Consider the following 21,351-nt stretch of genomic DNA (forward strand, 5'->3'; position numbering starts at 1 on the left):
GCGAAAGAGATGAACATGTCTGAAACACCGAACAATTCGCCCTCCGCTGAGAACCAGCCGATCGTCGCCCAAGGGGAGGACGGCCCGCTGAGGCCCGCTCAGGTCGACATGACCGTCGCCGAGATGCGGGAGTGGCTGCGCAACTGGATCGCCAACGCGACCGGGCAGAGCGCCGATGCGATCGACGAGTCGACCGCGATGGTGGAGCTCGGTCTGTCGTCGCGCGACGCGGTCGCGATGGCCAGCGACATCGAGGACCTCACCGGTGTCACGCTGACCGCGACGGTCGCGTTCCGCCACCCGACCATCGAATCGCTGGCGACGGTGATCATCGAAGGTGAGCCCGAGCGTGAAGACGACGGGGCTGACGATCAGGATTGGACCCGCTCCCGCGACGTCGAGGACATCGCGGTGGTCGGTATCGCGACCCGGTTCCCCGGGGAGATGAACAGCGCCGACGAGATGTGGCAGGCGCTGCTCGAGGGCCGCGACGCGATCACCGATCTGCCCGAGGGCCGCTGGGAGGAGTTCCTGGGCGACCCGCGGATCGCCGAACGCGTCGCCAAGGCCGCCACCCGCGGCGGGTACCTGTCCGACATCAAGGGTTTCGACGCCGAGTTCTTCGCGCTGTCGAAGATGGAAGCCGACAACATCGATCCGCAGCAGCGGATGGCGCTGGAGCTGACGTGGGAGGCGCTCGAGCACGCCCGCATCCCGGCGTCGAGTCTGCGCGGGGAGCGCGTCGGCGTCTACATCGGTGCGTCGAACAACGACTACAGCTTCATGTCCGTCGCCGATCCGTCGGTGGCGCACCCGTACGCGATCACCGGCACCACCAGCTCGATCATCGCCAACCGGGTGTCCTACTTCTACGACTTCCGCGGCCCGTCGATGGCGATCGACACCGCGTGTTCGAGTTCGCTGGTCGCCGCCCACCAGGGCGTCGCCGCGCTGCGCGCCGGTGAGGCCGACGTCGCGGTCGTCGGCGGTGTCAACGCGCTGATCACCCCGCTGGTCACCATCGGTTTCGACGAGGTCGGCGGCGTGCTCGCCCCTGACGGCCGGATCAAGTCGTTCTCCCAGGACGCCAACGGCTACGCCCGCTCCGAGGGCGGCGGCATGCTGGTGCTCAAGCGGTTGAGCGACGCCCGCCGCGACGGCGACGACATCATCGCGGTGATCGCCGGTAGCGCGGTCAACCACGACGGCCGGTCCAACGGCATGCTGGCGCCGAACCCGGACGCCCAGGCCGAAGTGCTGCGCAAGGCGTACAAGGACGCAGGCATCAATCCGCGCGACGTCGACTACGTCGAGGCGCACGGCACCGGCACCATCCTCGGCGATCCGATCGAGGCCGACGCGCTCGGCCGCGTCGTCGGTCGCAGCAGGCCCGCCGACAAGCCGGCCCTGCTCGGCGCGGTGAAATCCAACGTGGGACACCTGGAGTCGGCGGCCGGTGCGGCCAGCCTGGCCAAGGTGGCGCTGTCGCTGCGCAACGACAAGCTGCCGCCGTCGATCAACTACACCGGGCCCAACCCGTACATCGACTTCAACGCGGTGCGGTTGAAGGTCAACGACACCGTTTCGGACTGGCCGCGCTACAGCGGCCACGCGATCGCCGGTGTCTCCGGCTTCGGCTTCGGCGGCGCCAACGCGCACATCGTGATGCGCGAGGTGCTGCCCGGCGACCTCGTCGAACCGGAGACCGAGCAGGTCGTCGAGGTGACCGCCGAACCGAACAAACCCGCCGTGTACGTGGGCGGGGTGCGGATGGACGAGTACGGCGAGTTCATCGACTCTGAAGAGGACGACGCTCTCGACCGGCCCGCGGCCGCCACCGAACCCGAGTACGAACTGCCCGGCATGACCGACGAGGCCAAGCGGCTGCTCGAGGCCGCGCGGCAGGAGCTCGAATCGAAGGAACAGCCCACTCCGCTTGTGCCGCTTGCCGTTTCGGCGTTCCTGACCTCGCGTAAACGGGCCGCCGCGGCCGAGCTGGCCGACTGGATGGACAGCGAGGAGGGGCGCGCGTCGTCGCTCGAGTCGATCGGGCGGACGCTGTCGCGCCGCAACCACGGACGCTCGCGCGCGGTGGTGCTGGCCCGCGACCACGACGAGGCGATCAAGGGGCTGCGCGCCCTGGCCGAGGGTAAGCAGAGCCCGAACGTGTTCAGCGCCGACGGCCCCGTCACCAACGGACCCGTCTGGGTGCTCGCCGGCTTCGGCGCCCAGCACCGCAAGATGGGCAAGAGCCTCTACCTGCGCAACGAGGTCTTCGCCGAGTGGATCAACAAGGTCGACTCCTACATCCAGGATGAGCGCGGACACTCGATCCTCGAACTGATCCTCGACGACGCCATCGACTACAGCGACGAGACCACCGAACTGCCGATCGAGAAGGTGCAGCTGGTCATCTTCGCGATCCAGATCGCGCTCGGCGAACTGCTCCGCCACCACGGCGCCAAGCCGGGTGCGGTGATCGGGCAGTCCCTCGGCGAGGCCGCCGCGGCGTACTTCGCCGGCGGGTTGTCCCTGGAGGACGCCACCCGCACCATCTGCTCGCGCAGCCACCTCATGGGTGAGGGCGAGGCGATGCTGTTCGGCGAGTACATCCGGCTGATGGCACTGGTGGAGTACTCCGCCGACGAGATCAAGACGGTGTTCTCGGACTACCCGGACCTCGAGGTGTGCGTGTACGCCGCCCCGACGCAGACCGTGATCGGCGGTCCGCCCGAGCAGGTGGACGCGATCATCGCCCGGGCTGAGGCGGAGGGCAAGTTCGCCCGCAAGTTCCAGACCAAGGGCGCCAGCCACACCTCGCAGATGGATCCGCTGCTCGGTGAGCTGGCTGCCGAACTGGTCGGCATCGAACCGCATCCGCTGCAGGTCGGCTACTACTCGACCGTGCACGAGGGCAAGTTCCTGCGGGCGGGCAGCGACCCGATCCACGATGTCGACTACTGGAAGAAGGGGCTGCGCCACAGCGTCTACTTCACCCACGGCATCCGCAACGCCGTCGACAACGGGCACACCACGTTCCTCGAGCTCGCCCCGAATCCGGTGGCGCTCATGCAGGTCGGGCTGACCACGATGGCCGCGGGTCTGCACGACGGTCAGCTGATCGCCACGCTGGCCCGTAAGCAGGACGAGGTCGACTCGATGACCACGGCGATGGCGCAGCTGTTCGTCCACGGCCACGACCTCGACATGCGCACGCTGTTCCCGCGGCGCTCGCGCGGGCTGGCCGGTGCGCTGGACTACGCCAATGTCCCGCCGACCCGGTTCCGGCGCAAGCCGCACTGGCTCGACGTGCGGTTCAGCGGTGACAACGCCGGCGTCATGCCGGGCAGCCACGTCGCCACCCCGGACGGCCGCCACGTGTGGGAGTTCAGCCCGCGCGGGGCGGTGGACGACAAGGCGTTGGCCGCGCTGGTGAAATCGGCTGCCTCGCAGGTGTTCTCGGACGCCACAGTGGCCGCCGCCGAGCAGCGTGCGGTGCCCGGCGAGGGCGCGCGCCTGGTCACCACGCTGACCCGTCACCCGGGTGGGGCGTCGGTGCAGGTGCACGCGCGGATCGACGAGTCCTTCACGCTGGTGTACGACGCGATCGTCACCCGTGGCGGTGCCGCGGTCGCTCTGCCCGCCGCGGTGGCCACCGGAACCGTTGCCGCGCAACCGGCGTCGCTGGCCCCGGCCGAACCCGAGCCCGACGACGCGGCCATCCTGTCCGACAACCTCACCGCCGGTGCGAATCTCGGTGCGGGCCTGGGCAAATGGTCACCGGACTCCGGTGAGACGGTGCGCGACCGGCTGGGCCTGATCGTCGGCGGTGCCATGGGGTACGAACCCGAGGACCTGCCGTGGGAGGTGCCGCTGATCGAGCTCGGCCTGGATTCGCTGATGGCGGTGCGGATCAAGAACCGCGTCGAATACGACTTCGATCTGCCGCCGATCCAGCTGACCGCGGTGCGCGACGCCAACCTCTACGCCGTCGAGCAGCTCATCGTCTACGCGATCGAGCACCGCGACGAGGTCGACCAGTTGGCCGAATCGCAGAAGGGCAAGACCGCCGAGGAGATCGCGGCCGAACAGGCCGAGCTGATGGGTGGCGCGTCCACGGTCGCCGAACTCGAGGAGAAGCTGGCCGAGGCCGGTCATCCTCTGGGGGAGAAGGCTTCCGAGCAGGCTGCCGAACAGGCGGCGGTGCTTTCGGGCGCCAACGAGACCACCGCGACCACCCCGGTGCCCGATCCGCAGGCCGAGCCGAGCACGCAGCAGGATTCGATCCCCGCTCCGCCGACCGACCCGTCGGGACCCGCCAACATCCCTGCGCCGCCGACCAATCCGGCGGGTCCGGAGCCCGCGAAATCCTCGGCGGCCAAGGCGGCCGCGCAGGTCCTGACGCAGGAGGCCGTCACCGAGGCGCTCGGCGCCGACGTGCCGCCCCGTGACGCGTCCGAGCGGGTGACGTTCGCGACGTGGGCGATCGTCACCGGTAAGTCGCCGGGCGGCATCTTCAACGAGCTGCCGAAGGTCGACGACGCCACCGCGGCGAAGATGGCCGAGCGGCTGTCCGAACGCGCCGAGGGCACCATCACCGCCGACGAGGTGAAGTCCGCCAAGACCATCGAGGAACTCGCCACCACGGTGCGCGACCACCTCGAGGCGGGCAAGGTCGACGGTTTCGTGCGGGTGCTGCGTGCTCCCGCAGAAGGTGGCAGCCAGATCCCGGTGTTCGTGTTCCATCCGGCCGGTGGGTCGACGGTGGTCTACGAACCGCTGCTCAACCGGCTGCCCGCCGACACCCCGATGTACGGCATCGAACGGGTCGAGGGTTCGGTCGAGGAACGCGCGGCCGAGTACGTGCCGAAGTTGCTGGAGATCAACGGCTGGACCGACGGCAAGACCGGGACACCGTTCATCCTGGCCGGCTGGTCACTGGGCGGGGTGCTGGCCTACGCGTGTGCGATCGGGCTCAAGCAGGCCGGTGCGGACGTGCGGTTCGTGGGCCTCATCGACGCCGTGCGCGCCGGTGAGGAGGTGCCACAGACCAAGGAGGAGACCCGCGCCCGCTGGGAGCGGTACGCCCGGTTCGCCGAGCGCACCTTCAACGTCGAGATCCCGGAGATCCCGTACGAGGAGCTGGAGAACCTCGACGACGAGGGTCAGGTGCGGTTCGTCATGGAGGCCGTCGCGGCCAGCGGCGTGCAGATCCCCGGCGGCATCATCGAGCACCAGCGCACGTCGTATCTGGACAACCGGATGATCGACACCGCCGAGATCAAGCCCTACGACGGGCACGTCACGCTCTACATGGCCGACCGCTACCACGACGACGCGATCTACTTCGAACCGCGGTACGCCACCCGCCAGCCCGACGGCGGCTGGGGTGAGTTCGTCGCCGATCTCGAGGTCGTGCCCATCGGGGGTGAGCACATCCAGGCGATCGACGAGCCGTACATTGCCAAGGTGGGCGCCCACATGAGCGAGGCGATCAACCGGATCGAGAGCGAGGCCAAGTGAGCACGGAAGCACCAGCCCCGACACAGCAGCAGACGACCGCCGAGAAGCTCGCCGAACTGCGCGAGAAGCTCGAGCTGGCCAAGGACCCGGGCGACGAGAAGGCCAAGGCGCGGCGCGACCGCAAGGGCCTGCCCAGCGCCAGGGACCGCATTTACGCGTTGCTCGACCCGGGCAGCTTCCTCGAGATCGGTGCGCTGGCGAAGACGCCGGGCGACCCGAACGCGCTGTTCGGTGACGGCGTGGTGACCGGCCACGGCACCATCAACGGCAGGCCGGTCGGTGTGTTCAGCCACGACCAGACGGTGTTCCAGGGGTCGGTCGGCGAGATGTTCGGCCGCAAGGTGGCTCGCCTGATGGAGTGGGTGGCCATGGTCGGCTGCCCGATCATCGGCATCAACGATTCCGCGGGCGCCCGGATCCAGGACGCGGTGACGTCGCTGGCCTGGTATGCCGAACTCGGTCGCCGCCACGAGCTGCTGCGCGGCCTGGTGCCGGAGATCTCGATCATCCTCGGCAAGTGCGCGGGCGGCGCGGTGTATTCGCCGATCCAGACCGATCTGGTGGTCGCGGTCCGCGATCAGGGCTACATGTTCGTCACCGGCCCCGACGTCATCAAGGACGTCACCGGGGAGGACGTCAGTCTCGACGAACTCGGCGGCGCCGACGCCCAGGCCCGCTACGGCAACATCCACCAGGTCGTCGAGGACGAGAAGGCGGCGTTCCAGTACGTCCGCGACTACCTTGAGTTCTTGCCGCCCAACACCTTCGACGACGCTCCGGTGGTCAACCCCGGTCTGGAGCCGGAGATCACCCCGCACGACCTCGAGCTCGACACGATCGTGCCGGACAGCGACAACATGGCCTACGACATGCACGAGATCCTGCTGCGGATCTTCGACGACGGGGACGTGTTCGATGTCGCGGCCAACCAGGGCCAGGCCATCATCACTGCCTTCGCTCGGGTCGACGGCCGCTCGGTGGGCGTGGTCGCGAACCAGCCGATGCACCTGTCGGGATCGATCGACAACGAGGCGTCCGACAAGGCCGCCCGGTTCATCCGGTTCTGCGACTCCTACAACCTGCCGCTGGTCTTCGTCGTCGACACCCCGGGCTTCATGCCGGGCGTCGAACAGGAGAAGGGCGGCATCATCAAGCGCGGCGGACGGTTCCTCAACGCCGTCGTCGAGGCGGACGTGCCGAAGGTGACGATCACGATCCGCAAGTCCTACGGCGGGGCCTACGCGGTGATGGGCTCCAAGCAGCTCTCGGCGGATCTGAACTTCGCCTGGCCGACCGCACGGATCGCGGTGATCGGTGCGGAGGGTGCGGCGCAGCTGCTGGTGAAGCGGTTCCCGGATCCGACCGCGCCGGAGGTGCAGAAGATCCGCGCCGACTTCATCGAGGGCTACAACCTGAACATGGCGACGCCGTGGATCGCGGCCGAGCGTGGGTTCATCGATGCGGTCATCGAACCGCACGAGACCCGGTTGCTCCTGCGCAAGTCGATGCGCCTGCTGCGGGACAAGCAGATCCAGCGCGTGCAGCGCAAACACGGCCTCACCCCGATCTAACCCGGTCGGTACCGTCGGGTCGTATGCCCGATGAGATGACCGATGTCCCCGCCGACGTCGTCGAGACCCCGCGCCGCACCCGGACCCGGTGGCGTCGTACCGCGATCGTGTCGACGATCCTGCTGCTGCTCTTCGGCGTCCCGTGGTGGACGCTGCTGCTGGCGGGTACGGCATGGCCGACACCCGTCGTCGTCATGGGCACGGTGGTGTTCGCCGCCGCCTTCCTCGGCCTGCCTGCCATGCTGTTTCTCGGGCACGGCCGCAAGCGCCCCGACTGGATCGCCGCCACCGCGGACGCGCTGCTCGGCGGGGTGTGGGTGCTGTTCGTGTGGTCGGTGCTCGGCAACGTACTGCGCCTTGTCCTGTTGGCCGCCGGAGTGGACGATCCGGCGCGCGGCCGGTCGGTCGCCGTCGCGGTCCTCGCGGTGACTGCCGTACTGCTGGCCTACGGGTACGCCGAGGCGATGCGGGTGCCGCGGATCAAGCGGGTGGACATCCGGATCGCCGGGCTCGGTCGGGGCCTCGAGGGCCTGCGGGTCGTGATGATCACCGACACGCACTACGGCGCGCTCGACCGCGCCCGTTGGTCGGCCGCGGTGGTGGAGAAGGTCAACGCGCTGGACGCCGACGTCGTCTGCCACGTCGGCGACATCGCCGACGGCACCGTCGACCAGCGGGAGAACCAGGCGTCCCCGCTCGCGCAGGTGACCGCCACGAAGGCCCGCGTCTACGTCACCGGCAACCACGAGTATTTCAGCGAGGCGCAGGGCTGGCTGGACTACATGCAGCGCATCGGCTGGGACGCGCTGCACAACCGGCACATCGTCGTCGAGCGAGGCGGGAACCGGCTCGTCGTCGCCGGCGTGGACGACGCGACCGCCAAGGCCTCCGGCGTGCACGGGCACGGCACCGACCTCGACGCCGCGCTGGCAGGGGCCGACCGCACCCTGCCGGTGCTCCTGCTGGCCCACCAGCCCAAACAGGTCGCCCACGCCGTCCGCGCCGGGGTGGACCTGCAGATCTCCGGCCACACCCACGGCGGACAGATCTGGCCGTTCCACTATCTGGTGCGGCTCGAGCAGCCGGTGGTGCGGGGGCTCAGCCGCTACGGCGAGAAGACCCAGCTGTACACCAGCCGCGGTACCGGCTTCTGGGGTCCGCCGTTCCGCGTCTTCGCGCCAAGCGAGATCACAGTGCTCACGCTGCGGGCGTGACGGTCATCACCCCCGGATGTTCACCAGCAAAGGCGCAGGCACATAGGATTCGCCCATGCCGCTTGCGGAAGGCGAGGATGTCGCCGGATACACGATCCTGCGGTCCCTCGGACACGGCGGTATGGGCGAGGTCTACCTGGCCCAGCACCCGCGGCTGCCGCGTCAGGACGCGCTCAAGGTGCTCACCGCCGCGGTGTCCGCCGACGACGAGTACCGCCAGCGCTTCCAGCGCGAGGCCGACATCGCGGCCACACTGTGGCATCCGCACATCGTGTCGGTGCACGACCGCGGCGACTTCGGCGGGCTGCTGTGGATCTCGATGGACTTCGTACAGGGCACCGACGCCGCACGGCTGCTCGCCGAGAAGTACCCGAACGGGATGCCGCCCGACGTGGTCGTCCGCATCATCACCGCGGTCGCCTCGGCGCTCGACCACGCCCACGAACGCGGGCTCTACCACCGCGACGTCAAACCCGCGAACATCCTCATCGCCAATCCCGGGAAACCCGATGAGCGGGCCATGCTCGCCGACTTCGGCATCGCCCGCCACGACGGCGACGCCAGCGGGTTGACCGGGACGAACATGACCGTCGGCACCGTCGCCTACGCCGCACCCGAACAATTGCGCGGCGACCGCATCGACGGCCGCGCCGACCAGTACGCGCTGGCCGCCACCGCCTACCAGTTGCTCACCGGCACACCGCCTTTCACGCACACCAACCCGGCCGTGGTGATCAGCGCGCACCTGACGTCGGAGCCGCCCGCGATCGGCGCGGTCCGGCCGGAGCTGTCGAGCCTGGGTCCGGTGTTCGGCCGCGCGCTGGCGAAGTCGCCGGACAAGCGGTTCGACCGGTGCATCGATTTCGCCCGCGCCCTCGAACACCGCATCGGAGCCGACGACGCCTCGATGGAGACGGTGTCCTCGGCCAAAGCCGTGCCACCCGCGGTGGGGCGCCACGCCAAACCGGTGACGCCGCGGCGGTGGCCGCGGCTGGCCGCTTTCGCCGCTGCGGGGGTGGCGGTCGTCGGCCTCGCGGTGGGCGGGGTGGTGTGGTTCGGGCACCGCGACCACACGTCCTCGGCCGATCCGGCGCTGCCGGTGGTCGTGGTGGGTGCGGACTGCGCGACGATGGGCGCCGCCGGGGTGACCCCGACCGGCAGCCCCGCCTACTGCGCTCGGCTCACCGACACCAACGAGACCATCTGGTCGAAATATCAGGGCGAGTTCGACAGCCCGTCGGTCCCGGCGGGGATGAACCCCGACGAGGCGAACGTGCGGGTCTGCATGGAACAGACCGACAAGTCCGAGGCCGACTGCGACGCCGACATCGACCGCCACAACGCCACGAACGGCTAAGCCTCGCGCCGAGTTCTACACCAGGGTCGTTCCCGGCGTCAGACCACGACCCTCACGTAGAACTCGGCGAAACCCCTACGGCTGGATGCGGATCTCACCGGGCTTCCACAGCCCGCTGTGCGTCTCGGTGCCCAGCTCGATCTCGGCCGGCTGCGCGTCGACGATGGTGTCGAAGCGCCGCAGCGAACCCCAGTCCTGACCCCAGTCGTTCGACAGGTACGTCGACATCACCGACGCCCGCAGCAGCAGGTCCGTGATGCCCAGCAGACCGCCGTTGAGACCGTCCTGCCACGTGTCGGTGCTCTGCAGCTTGGCGTAGTAGTCGGGGGAGATCCGGAACTTCGGCACCTCGGCGACACCGTTGGCGTGCAGCATCGGCTGCTGGCACGGGAACGCCATCCCGACGGCCCAGTCCATCAGCACCGGCTGCTCGGACCCGACGTACTCCTGCACCGACCGCACCTCGGGCAGCCGCGGCGGCGTCACCGCGATCCAGTCGCCCTGGCCGAGGTTGAGGTCCTCGGCGATGACGCGTACGGCCACGGCGTCGCCGGGGATCTGCTCACGCGGGTAGCGCAGGTTGCGCCAGGACGGGGTGGGCCCGATGTCGTAGGGCTCGACGCGGCCACCGGGCACCAGCGCGCCGTCGGGTCCGCGGCGCGCATACTCCAAAGCCACGGTCTGCCCGGAGGTGTTGCCCTCGGCCACACTGCGGCCCGCAATCGTCCCCGCCGCGGTGATGACGAGCAGCGGGTGCGCGTCGTCGGCGGCCGGTAGGTCGTACCACGCCGAGGCCAGCCGGGCCTCCTGCTGCACGTCGGTCGAATACGTGCCCGCGACAGGCACACTCGCCGGGTCGAGGCCGTAGGGCAGCGGCACCGTGGAGCCGTTCACCCCGGGCCGCGACAGCGTCTCCGGCTGGTTCCAGTCGTAGTCGGTGCCCGGCTGCGGATTGTTCAGCCGGATCGCCTCGGCGATGATCCGATCGGGAACCCCGTTGGGGGAGAAGCCGATCGGACGCGTGCCGCCGAGCGGTCCGAGCGATCCGTAATCGCCCGGAAGTGGTTGCAGGAAGCCGGCATTGGAGTCGGGTTCGACGAGCACGTCGTCGGCCAGGCCGCAGCCGCCCGCGAATGCGCGGATGTTGGCCCAGCCGTTGGAGTAGGTCGGGTACTGACGCACCACGCCGACGGCCATCGAGGCCACCATGAAGAGCACCATGAACCCGGCGGCGATGGGTATCGGTGCGGCCGTGAGCCTTTCGACCAGGCGCGAATCCCGACCGGGCGACACATGCAGCCAGAACGCCCACGCCGCGGCGAGTACGAACAGTGCGAAGAACACCGCGCTGACCGTCACGCCACCGAGTTTCGGCACCGCGGTGTTGAACGGCACCCCGAAGTTCGACACGTACCACCACCCGTTGGTGGACGCGAAACACAGTGCGAGCACGAACAACAACGCGGCCAGGAACGCCATCCGGTTGCGCGCCGACCGCACCACCACCGGCGACACCAGCACCGTCGCGAGCGCGGCCATCGCACCACCCACCGCCGCGAACAGCCCGAAGTGGTGGATCCACTTGGTGGGGGTGAACATCAGGAAGAAGATCGTCGCGAAGATGACGCCCATCAGCCGCCAGGCCGGACCGCGCGCCACACCGGGGACGCGTTTGCGCCGCAACATGATGAACAGCGACGGGAACAGGCACAGCGCGGTGAACAGGAACGCCACCCGCCGCGCGATCGCCCCGTCGGTGGTCGGCAGGATCAGGTAGTAGTACCGCAGGTTCTCGGTGTACCACTCCTGGCTCGGGCCGATCGCGGTGCGGATCCTGGTGGCCTCCAACACCGTCGACAGCGTCTGGTCGGCGAACACCACGGCCAGGATCACGGTGCCCGCGGCGAGCAGCGGGGCCAACAGGGGCAGCGTGCCGACCAGCGCGCGACGGCGCATGAGGATCCGCAGGATGGGGCGGCCACCGGCGACCAGCGCGGCCACCGCGATCAGACCCGTCGGCTGGATGCCGAGGGTGAACGCGGCGGTGGTGATGGCCAGCGCCGCCGGGGTCAGCCGGCCCGAGGTGACGGCCCGCTCGATCAGCACGTAGGTGATCAGCGCGCCGGTGGCGATCTGCCCTTCGGGGCGCAGACCGTTGTTGAACGGCATCCACGCCGCGAGCAGCACCAGCCCGGCCGCCCACATCGCCGCCCGGCTGCCCGAGACGGCGGGCCCCAAGCGCGGCAACACCTCTCGGGACAGCAGCAGCCAGCAGATCAATGCGCAGATCATGTCCGGCAGCCGCATCCAGATGCCCGCGGTGCTCACGTGCGTCATCAGCGCCAGCACGTTGTAGTACCAGCCGAACGGATCCTCGGGGCTGCCGAACCAGCGGAAGTAGTTCGACATGTAGCCGGCGTGGTCGGCGACGCGCGCCATGCCGAGGATGTATCCGTCGTCCGACGAATTGGCGCCGATGACGTACCAGAGCGCGAACGCGGCGATGACGACGCCGTCGACCAGCGTGAAAGTCCGCCAGCGCGTGGGGATCACGCGGTGCATACGCCTGCCGTCTAGGCGGTCCAGCCGCCACAGCGCCAGCAGGGCGATGACCGTGGAGATGACCGCGAGCAGGATCGCGGTGAGTTTGAGCGCGGTCGGCTCGGTGGTGAAGCGGGTGTCGATGGTCGCGGTGAACGTCATCCCCGGCGGGGCCGGGCCGGTGAGGTCGGTGAAGACCCCGACGATCGCGGGCCGCAGGTTCGGATCGGCGTAGCCGGTGCGCTGCGGTTGGCCGGCGTCTTCGCCCGAGATCTGAGTGAGACCGACGAAGTCGGCGTACGTGCCGTCCTGCGTCGAGGTGATGTCGATGCGTTCACAGCCGGGTCCGGTCACCCGGGCCCGGTTGACGGAGGCGACCACCACGTTGCGCACGATCACGTCGACGCGGGTGCGGGTGACGTTGACCAGCATCGCGTTGAGTGCGGCGTCGCGCCCCTCCGCCGGTGCGGTGCCCAGCACCAGACCGCCGTCGGCGGGCATGCCGCGGACGACCGCACACGGGATCGAGGCGGTCAGTTCCACCGGCGCCTGCGAGAGCAGCGGCGCGGTGAGGTTGTCGAAACGCCCCTGCTGGGGCCAGTTCAGCGTCGCAGTGGTCTGGGTGACCGGCAGCAGCGGCGTCGCCACCGCCATGACGAACCCGAGCAGGCCGGCGATCGTCGCCACCCACCGCGCGATCTTCACGTCCTTGCTCATCAGGGGAGTGCCCTGATCGGTCCGCCGCGGCTCCAGCCGAACACTCGTTTCGATCCTTCCTCGATGACGGCCTCGGGCGCTTCGTCACGCGGCACGACGCGGATGTAGCGCTCGATCGAGCCCCAGTCCCGGTACCAGTCGCCGCTCAGATAGGTCGGGATGGTCGCGGTGCGCAGCAGCGCCTGGATGAACAGGAACGGGCCGCCGTCCTCGGCGGACTGCCACTGGTTCGATGACGCGACCACCTGCTTGAAGTTCGGCAGGATCCGGTACTCCGGCAGTTCGGCGACGCCGAGGTGTTCGGAGAACGGCCGCTGGCAGGGGAAGTTCGCGGCGGTGGCGATGTCCATCAGCACCGGGGTCTGCGAGCCGAGGAACTCCGAAGCGGTCTGCAGCACCGGAACCCGCGGCGGGGTGAACGCGAACCACTGGTCTTCGGACAGGTTCGGATCGTCGGCGACGATGCGCGCGACGTTGGCCTCCGGCGGCGCCCACGCCAGCGGGAAACGCAGGTTGCGCCACGCCTTCTGCTGGAAGATGTCGATCGGCTGCACCTCGTCGAGCGCCTGGTAGGAGCCGTCGGGCCGGTGCACACCCCACTGCAGCTTCAGCGACTGCCCGTAGTTGAACGAGCCGTCCTCCTCGTAGTACCAGATCGCGCCCGCGGCGGCGACGGTCACCAGCGGCCGGTCGGGTGTGCGGGGCGGCAGCTGGTACCACGCCGAGGTGGCCTGGGCGGCGACGGTGTTCTCGTCGTAACTGCCCATCACCGGCGTGCGGTCGGGGTCGAGCCCGAACGGCAGGAACACCCGGGAGCCGTTGACGCCTTCGGGGCCGTAGCCGCCGCCGGTGCCCGCCGCGTAACCGACGCCGATGTTCGGTTTGTCGACCGGCCCGTCGGAGTTCACGGTGCCGGGGTTGGCGGCCACGGGTTCGGCGGGTTCGAGGGTGTCGCTGACCCCGTTGGGGGTGAAGCCGACGGGGTCCTCCCCGCCGAGCGGGCCGTACTCGCCGAAGCGTTGACCCGGAACCGGTTGCAGCATCCCGGCATTGGTGTCTGCCTCGACCAGCACGTCGTCGGCCATCGCGCAGCTGTTCCCCGAGGATCCTGTCAACCCCAGCGCCGACAGGTTCGCCGCGCCGATCGTGTAGACGGGGTAGCGGCCGGCGGTGGCCTTGACCATCGAGCCGAGTTCGAGCACCACCATGATGACCGCGACCACCAGCAGCGGGGTCGACGCCAGCGCACGGTTGCGGCCGGTGTCGGCGACCTCGGTGTGCCCGGCGTAGTCGATGCGGAAGTGCAGCCACGCCGCGAGGATGCCGCCGGCGATGGCGAGGACCAGGAAGATCGTGGTGACCGGGTAGCCGATGATGACCGGCTGTTTGTCGAACCACGGCACCCCGTAGTTGGCGGTGTAGAACCAGCCGTTGATCCCCGAGGTCGCCCAGGCCAGCACGAACAGCAGTGCGGTCACGTACAGCGCCAGGTTGCGGCGGCTGTTCACGCCGACGCGGGCGAACGCGAACGCGGTGACCCCGCCGAGCGCACCGGCCAGCCCGGCGAACACCCCGAACTGGATCGCCCACTTCGTCGGCGTGACGGTCAACAGCATCAGCCCGACGGCGGTGGTCCCGGCCAGCCGCCACACCGGGCCGCTGAAGGTGCCGGGCAGCCCGCCCCGGCGCAGTAGCAGCACGATCAGGCCGAACAGGCACAGCAGCAGGATCAGCACCGAGAAGCGGCGGGTCAGCGAACCGTCGACGCTGTCCTCGACGGTGAGGAAGTAGTACCGCAGGAACTCCTGGTACCAGGGCAGGGTCGGGCCGACGACGTATTTGATGCGCACCGATTCGGCGACGGTGGCCAGCGTCTGATCCCGGAACACCAGCACGAACACCAGCGACACCGCGGCCGCCAGCGGCGCGACCGCCGACAGCAGTCCGTCGGTGACCCGGCGGGCCTTCACGATCCGCACGATCGACCGCGCGCCCACGAGCAGCGGGGCGAGTGCGACCAGACCCTGCGGCGCCAGCGTCACCGAGAACATCGCGATGACGAGTGCCACCGCGGCCGGCCACAGCCGCCGGGTGCCGATCGTGCGCTCGACGAGCATCCACACCGCGATCACCGCGAACGCGATCAGCGGTTCGGGGCGCAACCCGTTGTTGAACGGCAGCCAGGCCGCCAGGAACACCGCACCGGCGGTCCACACCGCGACGCGATTGGCGGCCAGTCGCCTGCCCAGCCGCGGCACCACACAGCGGCTGACGATCAACCAGGTGGCGATCGCGGCGGCGGTGGCGGGCTGCCGCATCCACACGCCGGCCGTGCTGATCGACGCCAGGTGTGCGAGCACGCTCTGGTACCAGTCGAACGGGGCCTCGGTGGCGCCGAAATAGCGGAAGTAGTTGGCGGTGTAGCCGGCCTCGTCGGAGACCCGTGCGATCGTCAGGTTGTAGCCGTCGTCGGAGGACTGCGCCCCGACCACGTGCCAGATCAGCAGGGTGCCGACCACGCCGATGTCGGCCAGCCACGTCGACAGCCCGACGCGCCACCACCGCCGCCAGGTGCGCGGGATCCCGCGGCCGGCGCGGCGGTCCAGCAGCGCCAGCGCGATGATCGAGCCGATCACGCACAGCACACCCAGCGTCATCACCGCCAGCTTGAGCAGCGTCGGGCTGGTGATGAACCGGGTGTCGACGTCGATGCGGGCGCTCAGACCCGGTTGCGGGGCCACCTCGAGGTCGGTGAACACCCCGGCGACCTGTGGGCGTTTGTCGAGCGGCAGCGTGCCCGCGGCGCCGGGGATGCCGACGAAGTCCGCGCCGACGGCGCCGACGTTGGCCCAGATCCGCAGCTCGCTGCAGCCGCCCGCGGCCATCGCGCTGCGCGGTGCGACGGCGGCGACCGAATCGCGGAACGCGACGACGATGTCGTCGGCGTTGGCGCGGACGAACAGTCCGTTGCGGCTCGCGGCGATGCCGCCGGGCGGGATGGTGGAGAACACCAGGCCGCCGTCGGCGGGCAGGGTGGCCATCGCCGCGCAGGGGATGGTCACGTCGAGCGACTGCGGGGCGCCGGACACCAGCGGGGCGGTCAGGTCACCGACGAAGCCGTCCTCAGCCGGCGCCTGCGGCCACAGGATCGTCGCGGTGGACTGCCTGACCGGCAGCAGCGGGGCCAACGCGCACAGCACGACGCCCGCAAGACCCGCGAAGACGGCGATCAGGCGGACGAGACGGTGTGCGGGCACGAGCGTCGATGGTAGGCGACGGACCTAATGACGCAGCGGCGCCGGGCTCCAGAGGCCGCTACGCGTTGTGGAACCGAGATCGAGACGGGCCGGAACCGCGTCGCGGTAGTAGGGCGTGAGCTGCTGCAGCGCACCCCAGTCGCGCGACCAGTCGTCCTTCAGGTAGGTCGACAGGGTGGTCGGGCGCAGCAGCAGTTCGGTGATGCCCAACGGTCCGCCGCCGAGGTAGTCCATCACCGGCGAGTTGGCCTCCGCACCGAAGCGGTCGGGCATGATCCGCCACTTCGGCACCTCGATGACGCCGTTGTGGTGGTCGAACGGCCGCTGGCAGGGGAACGCCAGGCCGACCAGCCAGTCGAGCAGCACCGGATCCTGCGAGCCGACAACGTCCTGCAGCGTGCGCAGCTCCGGGATCCGGGGCGGGGTCAGCGCGGTCCACTGGTCCGGGCTCAGGTCGTCGTCGGTGGCGACCAGCCGGATGCGGGTGGCGTCGTCGGGGATGGCCGACATCGGCACCCGCAGGTTGCGCCATGCCGGGGAGGCCCCGACGTCGGCGAGTCCGACGCTGCCGCCCGGCTCCGGATCGTCGCCGCCTGCGTCGGTGGCCCACTGGACCCGCACGTCGCCGGTGTCGAAGCGGCCCGCGGCCGACACGACGAGCAGCGGTCCGCGGGTATCGGGTGCGGGCAGCCGGTACCACGCCGAGCGCAGGTTCGCCGGCGACTGGGCGCCGTTGCGCCAGCTGCCGAGCACCGGGACGCGGGCCGGGTCGAGGTTGAACGGCAGCCGGGCGCGGGAGCCGTTGACACCGGCGCGGGCGGTGGTGCCGCCCTCGGTGCCCGCTTCGCCGCCGGTCTCGTCGTCGCCTTCGGTGTCGGCGAAGTTCGTTGCCTGCGTCTGGTCGGTGACGGTGTCGGCCGACACGTCCGACGGGATGCCGTTGGGGCTGAAACCCTGTGCGGTGGCGGCGCCGAGCGCGGCGCCGACGGGCACCCCGATGGGGGCGAGGAACCCGTCGTTGGGGTCCTGTTCGACCATCACGTCGTTGGCCAGCGCGCACGTCCTACCGGTCAGCGCCTCGAGGTTGGAGCGGCCGACCGTCCACGCCGGGTACTGCCCGACCATCGCCAGCGTCAGCGAGGCGACCTCGAACAGCACCACCACCCAGGCGGCGATCGCCAGCGGGGACTGCACGAGCCGGCGCCAGCGGCCGTCGTCGGGGGAGGTGTCACGACCGGAGAAGTGGAACCACGCCGCGACCAACAGTGCGAGCACCGACAGCCCGAGTAGGACGGTGGTGAAGCCGAACCGGTACTCGGGGAACGAGTTCGACCACGGGACACCGAAGTTCGAGACGTACCACCAGCCGTTGACCGTCGCGAACGACAGCGCGGCGACGAACAGCACGGCGGCGGCGAAGATCGTACGGTTGCGGCGCGACCGCATCGCCACCGCGGCGACGGCGACGGCGGCCAGCGCACCGAGCGATCCGGCCAGGCCGGCGAACACCCCGAAGTGGTGGGTCCACTTGGTGGGGGTGAACATCATCGCCAGGAACGAGATGATCGTGATGCCGATGATGCGGCGGCTCGGTCCGGCGGCGGTACCGGGGATGCGGCCCTTGCGCAGCGTCATCGCCACCGACACCGCCAGCGCGAGCAGCAGGGTCAGCACCGCGAAGCGCCGCGCCACCGAACCGTCGGGGCTGGTGGTGAACAGTCGCGAGTAGCGGATGTGCTCGTCGAACCAGGCCAGGCTCGGTCCGACGGCGCTCTTGAAGCTGCTGGCCTGCATCTCGCCGACCAGGGTCTGGTCGCGGAAGATCAGGATCGCGGTGACGGTGCCCGCCGCGAGGATCGGCGCCAGCAGCGCGAGATAGCCGAAGCGCGAGGTGTGCCGGGCGACGATGGTCTTCAGCGGTCCGACGGCGACCAGCAGTGCGCCGACGGCCGCGATGCCGGTGGGCCCGGAGAACAGGGTGAGCGCGCCGATGATGATCGCGATCGCGACGGGCAGCAGCCTGCTGGTCGCCACGCCGCGCTCCACCGAGCACCAGGTCAGCAGGATGCCCAGCGCGATGATCGGCTCGGGCCGCAGCCCGTTGTTCAGCGGCAGCCAGAACGCCAGGAACATGCCCGCCGCGGTCCACGCCGCCGCCCGGCTGGCCTTCACCGCGGCCCCCAGGCGCGGGATCACCTCCCGGCTGATCACCCACCAGCAGGCCAGCGCCATCAACAGCGTCGGCAACCGCATCCACACGCTGGCGGTGCTGACGTGCGACCACAGCGCGAGCAGGTCGTAGTACCAGCCGAACGGGGCCTCGGGGGTGCCGAACCAGCGGTAGTAGTTGGCCATGTAGCCGGCGTGTTCGGATACCCGGGCCATGGTCAGGATGTAGCCGTCGTCGGCGGTGTTGGCGCCGACGAAATGCCACCACACCAGCACCGCGGCCACGACACCGTCGAGCGGTGTCAGCGACCACCAGCGCGACGGCAGGAACCGGCGGTGCCGCATGCCGTCGTCGGTGTCGAGGACGTGCAGCGCACCGAGCGCGACGACCGTCAGCGCGACACCGACGATCATCACCAGGAGTTTGAGCAGGGTGGGGCTGCTGCTGTAGCGCGAGTCGACGGTGGCCGAGAACTCCAGGCCGGGCGGTGCGGGGCCGGACAGGTCGGTGAAGACGCCGACGATCTGCGGGCGGAAGTCGTAGCCACCGCGTTCCCCACGCAGCGGGCCGCCGGGCTCTTCACCCGGGTCGACGTCGTCGGGGCCCTCGGTGAGCCCGACGAATTCGCCGGTCACCTTGTCGGCGTGGGCGGTGAACACCAACCGCTCGCACTGCGGGCTGAGCACTTCCGACAGCGGCGCTGACACCACCGGGGTGTTGCGGACGATGACGAGCAGGTCGTTGTTGACCCGTTCGATGAGCAGACCGCGGTCGACGGCCTTGGGCGCCTGTTTGGGCACCGTCGACAGCAGGACCGTGCGGCCCGCGTTGGCCGGGCCCGCCAGTCCGGCGGCGGCCTGGCACGGCACGGTGATGGTGAGGTCGGTGGCGACGTATCCGATCAGCGGCGCGTCGACGCTGCGCAGCACACCGTCCTGCGGCCAGTTCAGCTCGACGGTGGTCTGCTCGACCGGCAGCAGCGGGGTGGCCAGCGCCATGGCCGCACCGAGCAGGCCGGCGACGATGGCGATGAGGCGCGCTGTCCGGTGGTTGCTCCCGGGCGCGGCCTGCGAGTTCACGGGCCTAGATGTTAACGGCCCCGGCTGAGCGTCAGCCATCGACCGGTTGCCTGATGGCCAGCACGAACGGCCCGATGTCGGAGACCTCGAAGCGCGGGTCGTCGAACAGGGCGGCGTCGAGCTTCACCTGGTAGCGCCGCACGTTCGGGTGGTTGGGGTAGACGTCGGAGGCCAGCCGCAGGGTGTAGGAGTCCTCCGACCCCCGGCGCATGAGGAACACCGTCGGCGGATCCCACGGCAGTTCGTCGAGCGCTGCGACGAACTGGTCGGCGTCGCCGAGGGTGGCCCAGCTCTCGATGGCCGCGGCGCGGTCGTCGAACTGGGCGAGCGGGTTGGCGTAGTGCGAGGTCAGCCCCTGGAACCCGTAGTACGGGTAGTACGACAGGAAGCTGTAGTCGGCGGTCAGCACGATCGTCTCGTTGCGGGGGCGCCCGGTGGTCTCGAGGATCTTCGCGTCGACCTCGCGGTAGTAGCGTTCCGAACCCGGTGGCCGCCGGTCGGCGCGCTGACCGTAGCCGTCGGTGTCGGTGTAGGCGACGGCGATGTCGGGGCGCAGCGTGTCGGGGATGTCCTGGCTGAACGTCAGCGCGCCGATCGCACCGATCGCGCCCGCGGCCACCAGCAGCCGCCGGCTGGAGAAGCTGTCGGCGAGGCCGCGGGCCGCCTCGACGAATCCGAACACCCCGGCGGCCGAGAGCAGCACCACCAGCGTCGGCTGCAGCCGGAACGACAGCAACGTGGTGCCCGCCAGCGTGGTGAGCATCGACAGCAGCGCCCAGGCGTAGACGGCGAGCACCGCGATCGCCAGCGCGGGAGCTATCTGCTCTTCGCGCAAGCGCTCATCGGAAGCCCGCGTCGAGTTGTTCGCGCGCACCACCAGCCAGATGGTGCCGACCAGGCACAGCGCGCCGAGCAGCGTGAAACTCAGCATCGGGAACGACAGCTGTGAACCGTCCGGCGGCAGGTAGTGCTGGGCGGTGCCGGTCTCGGCGGGGGTGCCGCGCAGCGCGGCGAGCAGGTACGGCGCCCACCCGATCAGCGCGATCGCCCCGGCGATCACCGCGATGACGAGCAGTCGCAGCAGCGGTTCGACCCGGCGGCGGGCGACGGCGACCGTGAGCGCCATCAGCACCAGCGTGAACGCCGCGTACGCGAGCAGCAGGGTGTAGAAGAGTGCGGCCACCCCGAGGAACAGCCCGACCCCGACGATCGCGGCCCAGCCACCCTTGCGCGCGCCGGCCCGCAGTCCCGACCACGCCAGCACGAACACCGGCGGCAGCAGCACCGCGATGATCGCGGCGTACGGTTCGGCGGGCGAGTAGGCGAGCATCACCGCGGTGGTGGCGGTGGTGACGATCAGCGCGTAGCGGAACCGGATCAGCGCCGTCCACAGCACGAACGCGAGGACGACGGCGACGGCGATCGAGATGATCGACCAGGGTTTGAACATCTCCCACGCCGGGGTGCCGGTCAGTGCGGCGAGCCTGCCGCCGAGCCAGAACCAGCCCGGCGGATAGAACGGCGGCAGCCCGTAGTAGGTCATGTCGTGCAGCGCGGCGGTGTCGGCGAAGCGCGTCAGGTACTCGGTGCGGAACTGCTGATCGACCGAGATGCCGAACAGGTACAGCTTGGTGGCGCCCAGCGGCATCGCCAGCGTGACGACCGCGAACGCGGCCAGGAAGACCGTCGACGCGGCGTGCGCCAACAGCCGCCTACCCCGTCGGTGCACCCAACCCGCGGCGAGAAGGCCCGCCAGACAACCGAACTGGCCGACGGTGGTGAGCGCGTGCAGTTGGTTCGACGAGTTGTACGCCGGCCACTCGACCCGCGCGATCGCCACCAGAGACACGACCGCGACGACGGCGGCGATGAGCGCCGCCACCACCATCTGGCCCGCAACGCGGATCGGCGCGGCCAGCGCG

The 21,351-nt window shown here is 70.0% G+C and carries 8 protein-coding genes; 4 read left to right on the top strand and 4 right to left on the bottom strand.

Annotation, left to right across the window (positions count from 1 at the left end; genetic code table 11):
* The first annotated feature begins 108 nt into the window (after positions 1–108).
* From pks13 to AU194_RS07350, 4 genes are read left to right on the top strand one after another with little or no spacing between them, the layout of a single operon-like run.
* On the top strand, positions 109–5,523 hold the full coding sequence (gene pks13, locus AU194_RS07335; RefSeq protein WP_157575945.1) for a polyketide synthase Pks13: 5,415 nt from the start codon (positions 109–111) through the stop codon (positions 5,521–5,523).
* On the top strand, positions 5,520–7,094 hold the full coding sequence (locus AU194_RS07340; RefSeq protein ID WP_059088586.1) for an acyl-CoA carboxylase subunit beta: 1,575 nt from the start codon (positions 5,520–5,522) through the stop codon (positions 7,092–7,094). Before pks13 ends, AU194_RS07340 begins: the two co-directional genes overlap by 4 nt.
* 35 nt (positions 7,095–7,129) lie before the next feature.
* Complete coding sequence (locus AU194_RS07345) at positions 7,130–8,308, top strand: metallophosphoesterase (RefSeq protein ID WP_059088677.1); 1,179 nt, start codon at positions 7,130–7,132, stop codon at positions 8,306–8,308.
* Between the two features lie 55 nt (positions 8,309–8,363).
* Positions 8,364–9,665 carry a serine/threonine-protein kinase gene (locus AU194_RS07350; protein WP_059088587.1) on the top strand — a complete coding sequence of 434 codons (1,302 nt, stop codon included), beginning with the start codon at positions 8,364–8,366 and terminating at the stop codon, positions 9,663–9,665.
* A gap of 75 nt (positions 9,666–9,740) precedes the next feature.
* On the opposite strand, the gene AU194_RS07355 is transcribed toward AU194_RS07350, so the two are convergent.
* The 4 genes from AU194_RS07355 to AU194_RS07370 are packed head-to-tail and all read right to left on the bottom strand — an operon-like array spanning position 9,741 to position 21,317.
* Positions 9,741–12,923, bottom strand: a complete 3,183-nt coding sequence (locus AU194_RS07355; RefSeq protein ID WP_059088588.1) for an arabinosyltransferase domain-containing protein — start codon at positions 12,921–12,923, stop codon at positions 9,741–9,743.
* On the bottom strand, positions 12,923–16,180 hold the full coding sequence (locus AU194_RS07360; protein ID WP_059088589.1) for an arabinosyltransferase domain-containing protein: 3,258 nt from the start codon (positions 16,178–16,180) through the stop codon (positions 12,923–12,925). Before AU194_RS07360 ends, AU194_RS07355 begins: the two co-directional genes overlap by 1 nt.
* A gap of 24 nt (positions 16,181–16,204) precedes the next feature.
* Positions 16,205–19,468, bottom strand: coding sequence for an arabinosyltransferase domain-containing protein (locus AU194_RS07365; RefSeq protein WP_059088590.1), 3,264 nt, complete (start codon positions 19,466–19,468; stop codon positions 16,205–16,207).
* On the bottom strand, positions 19,461–21,317 hold the full coding sequence (locus AU194_RS07370; protein ID WP_059088678.1) for a galactan 5-O-arabinofuranosyltransferase: 1,857 nt from the start codon (positions 21,315–21,317) through the stop codon (positions 19,461–19,463). The genes AU194_RS07365 and AU194_RS07370 overlap by 8 nt, the downstream gene beginning before the upstream one ends.
* Positions 21,318–21,351: the final 34 nt, after the last annotated feature.

The sequence above is a fragment of the Mycobacterium sp. GA-2829 genome (assembly GCF_001499965.1).
Taxonomy (GTDB): domain Bacteria; phylum Actinomycetota; class Actinomycetes; order Mycobacteriales; family Mycobacteriaceae; genus Mycobacterium.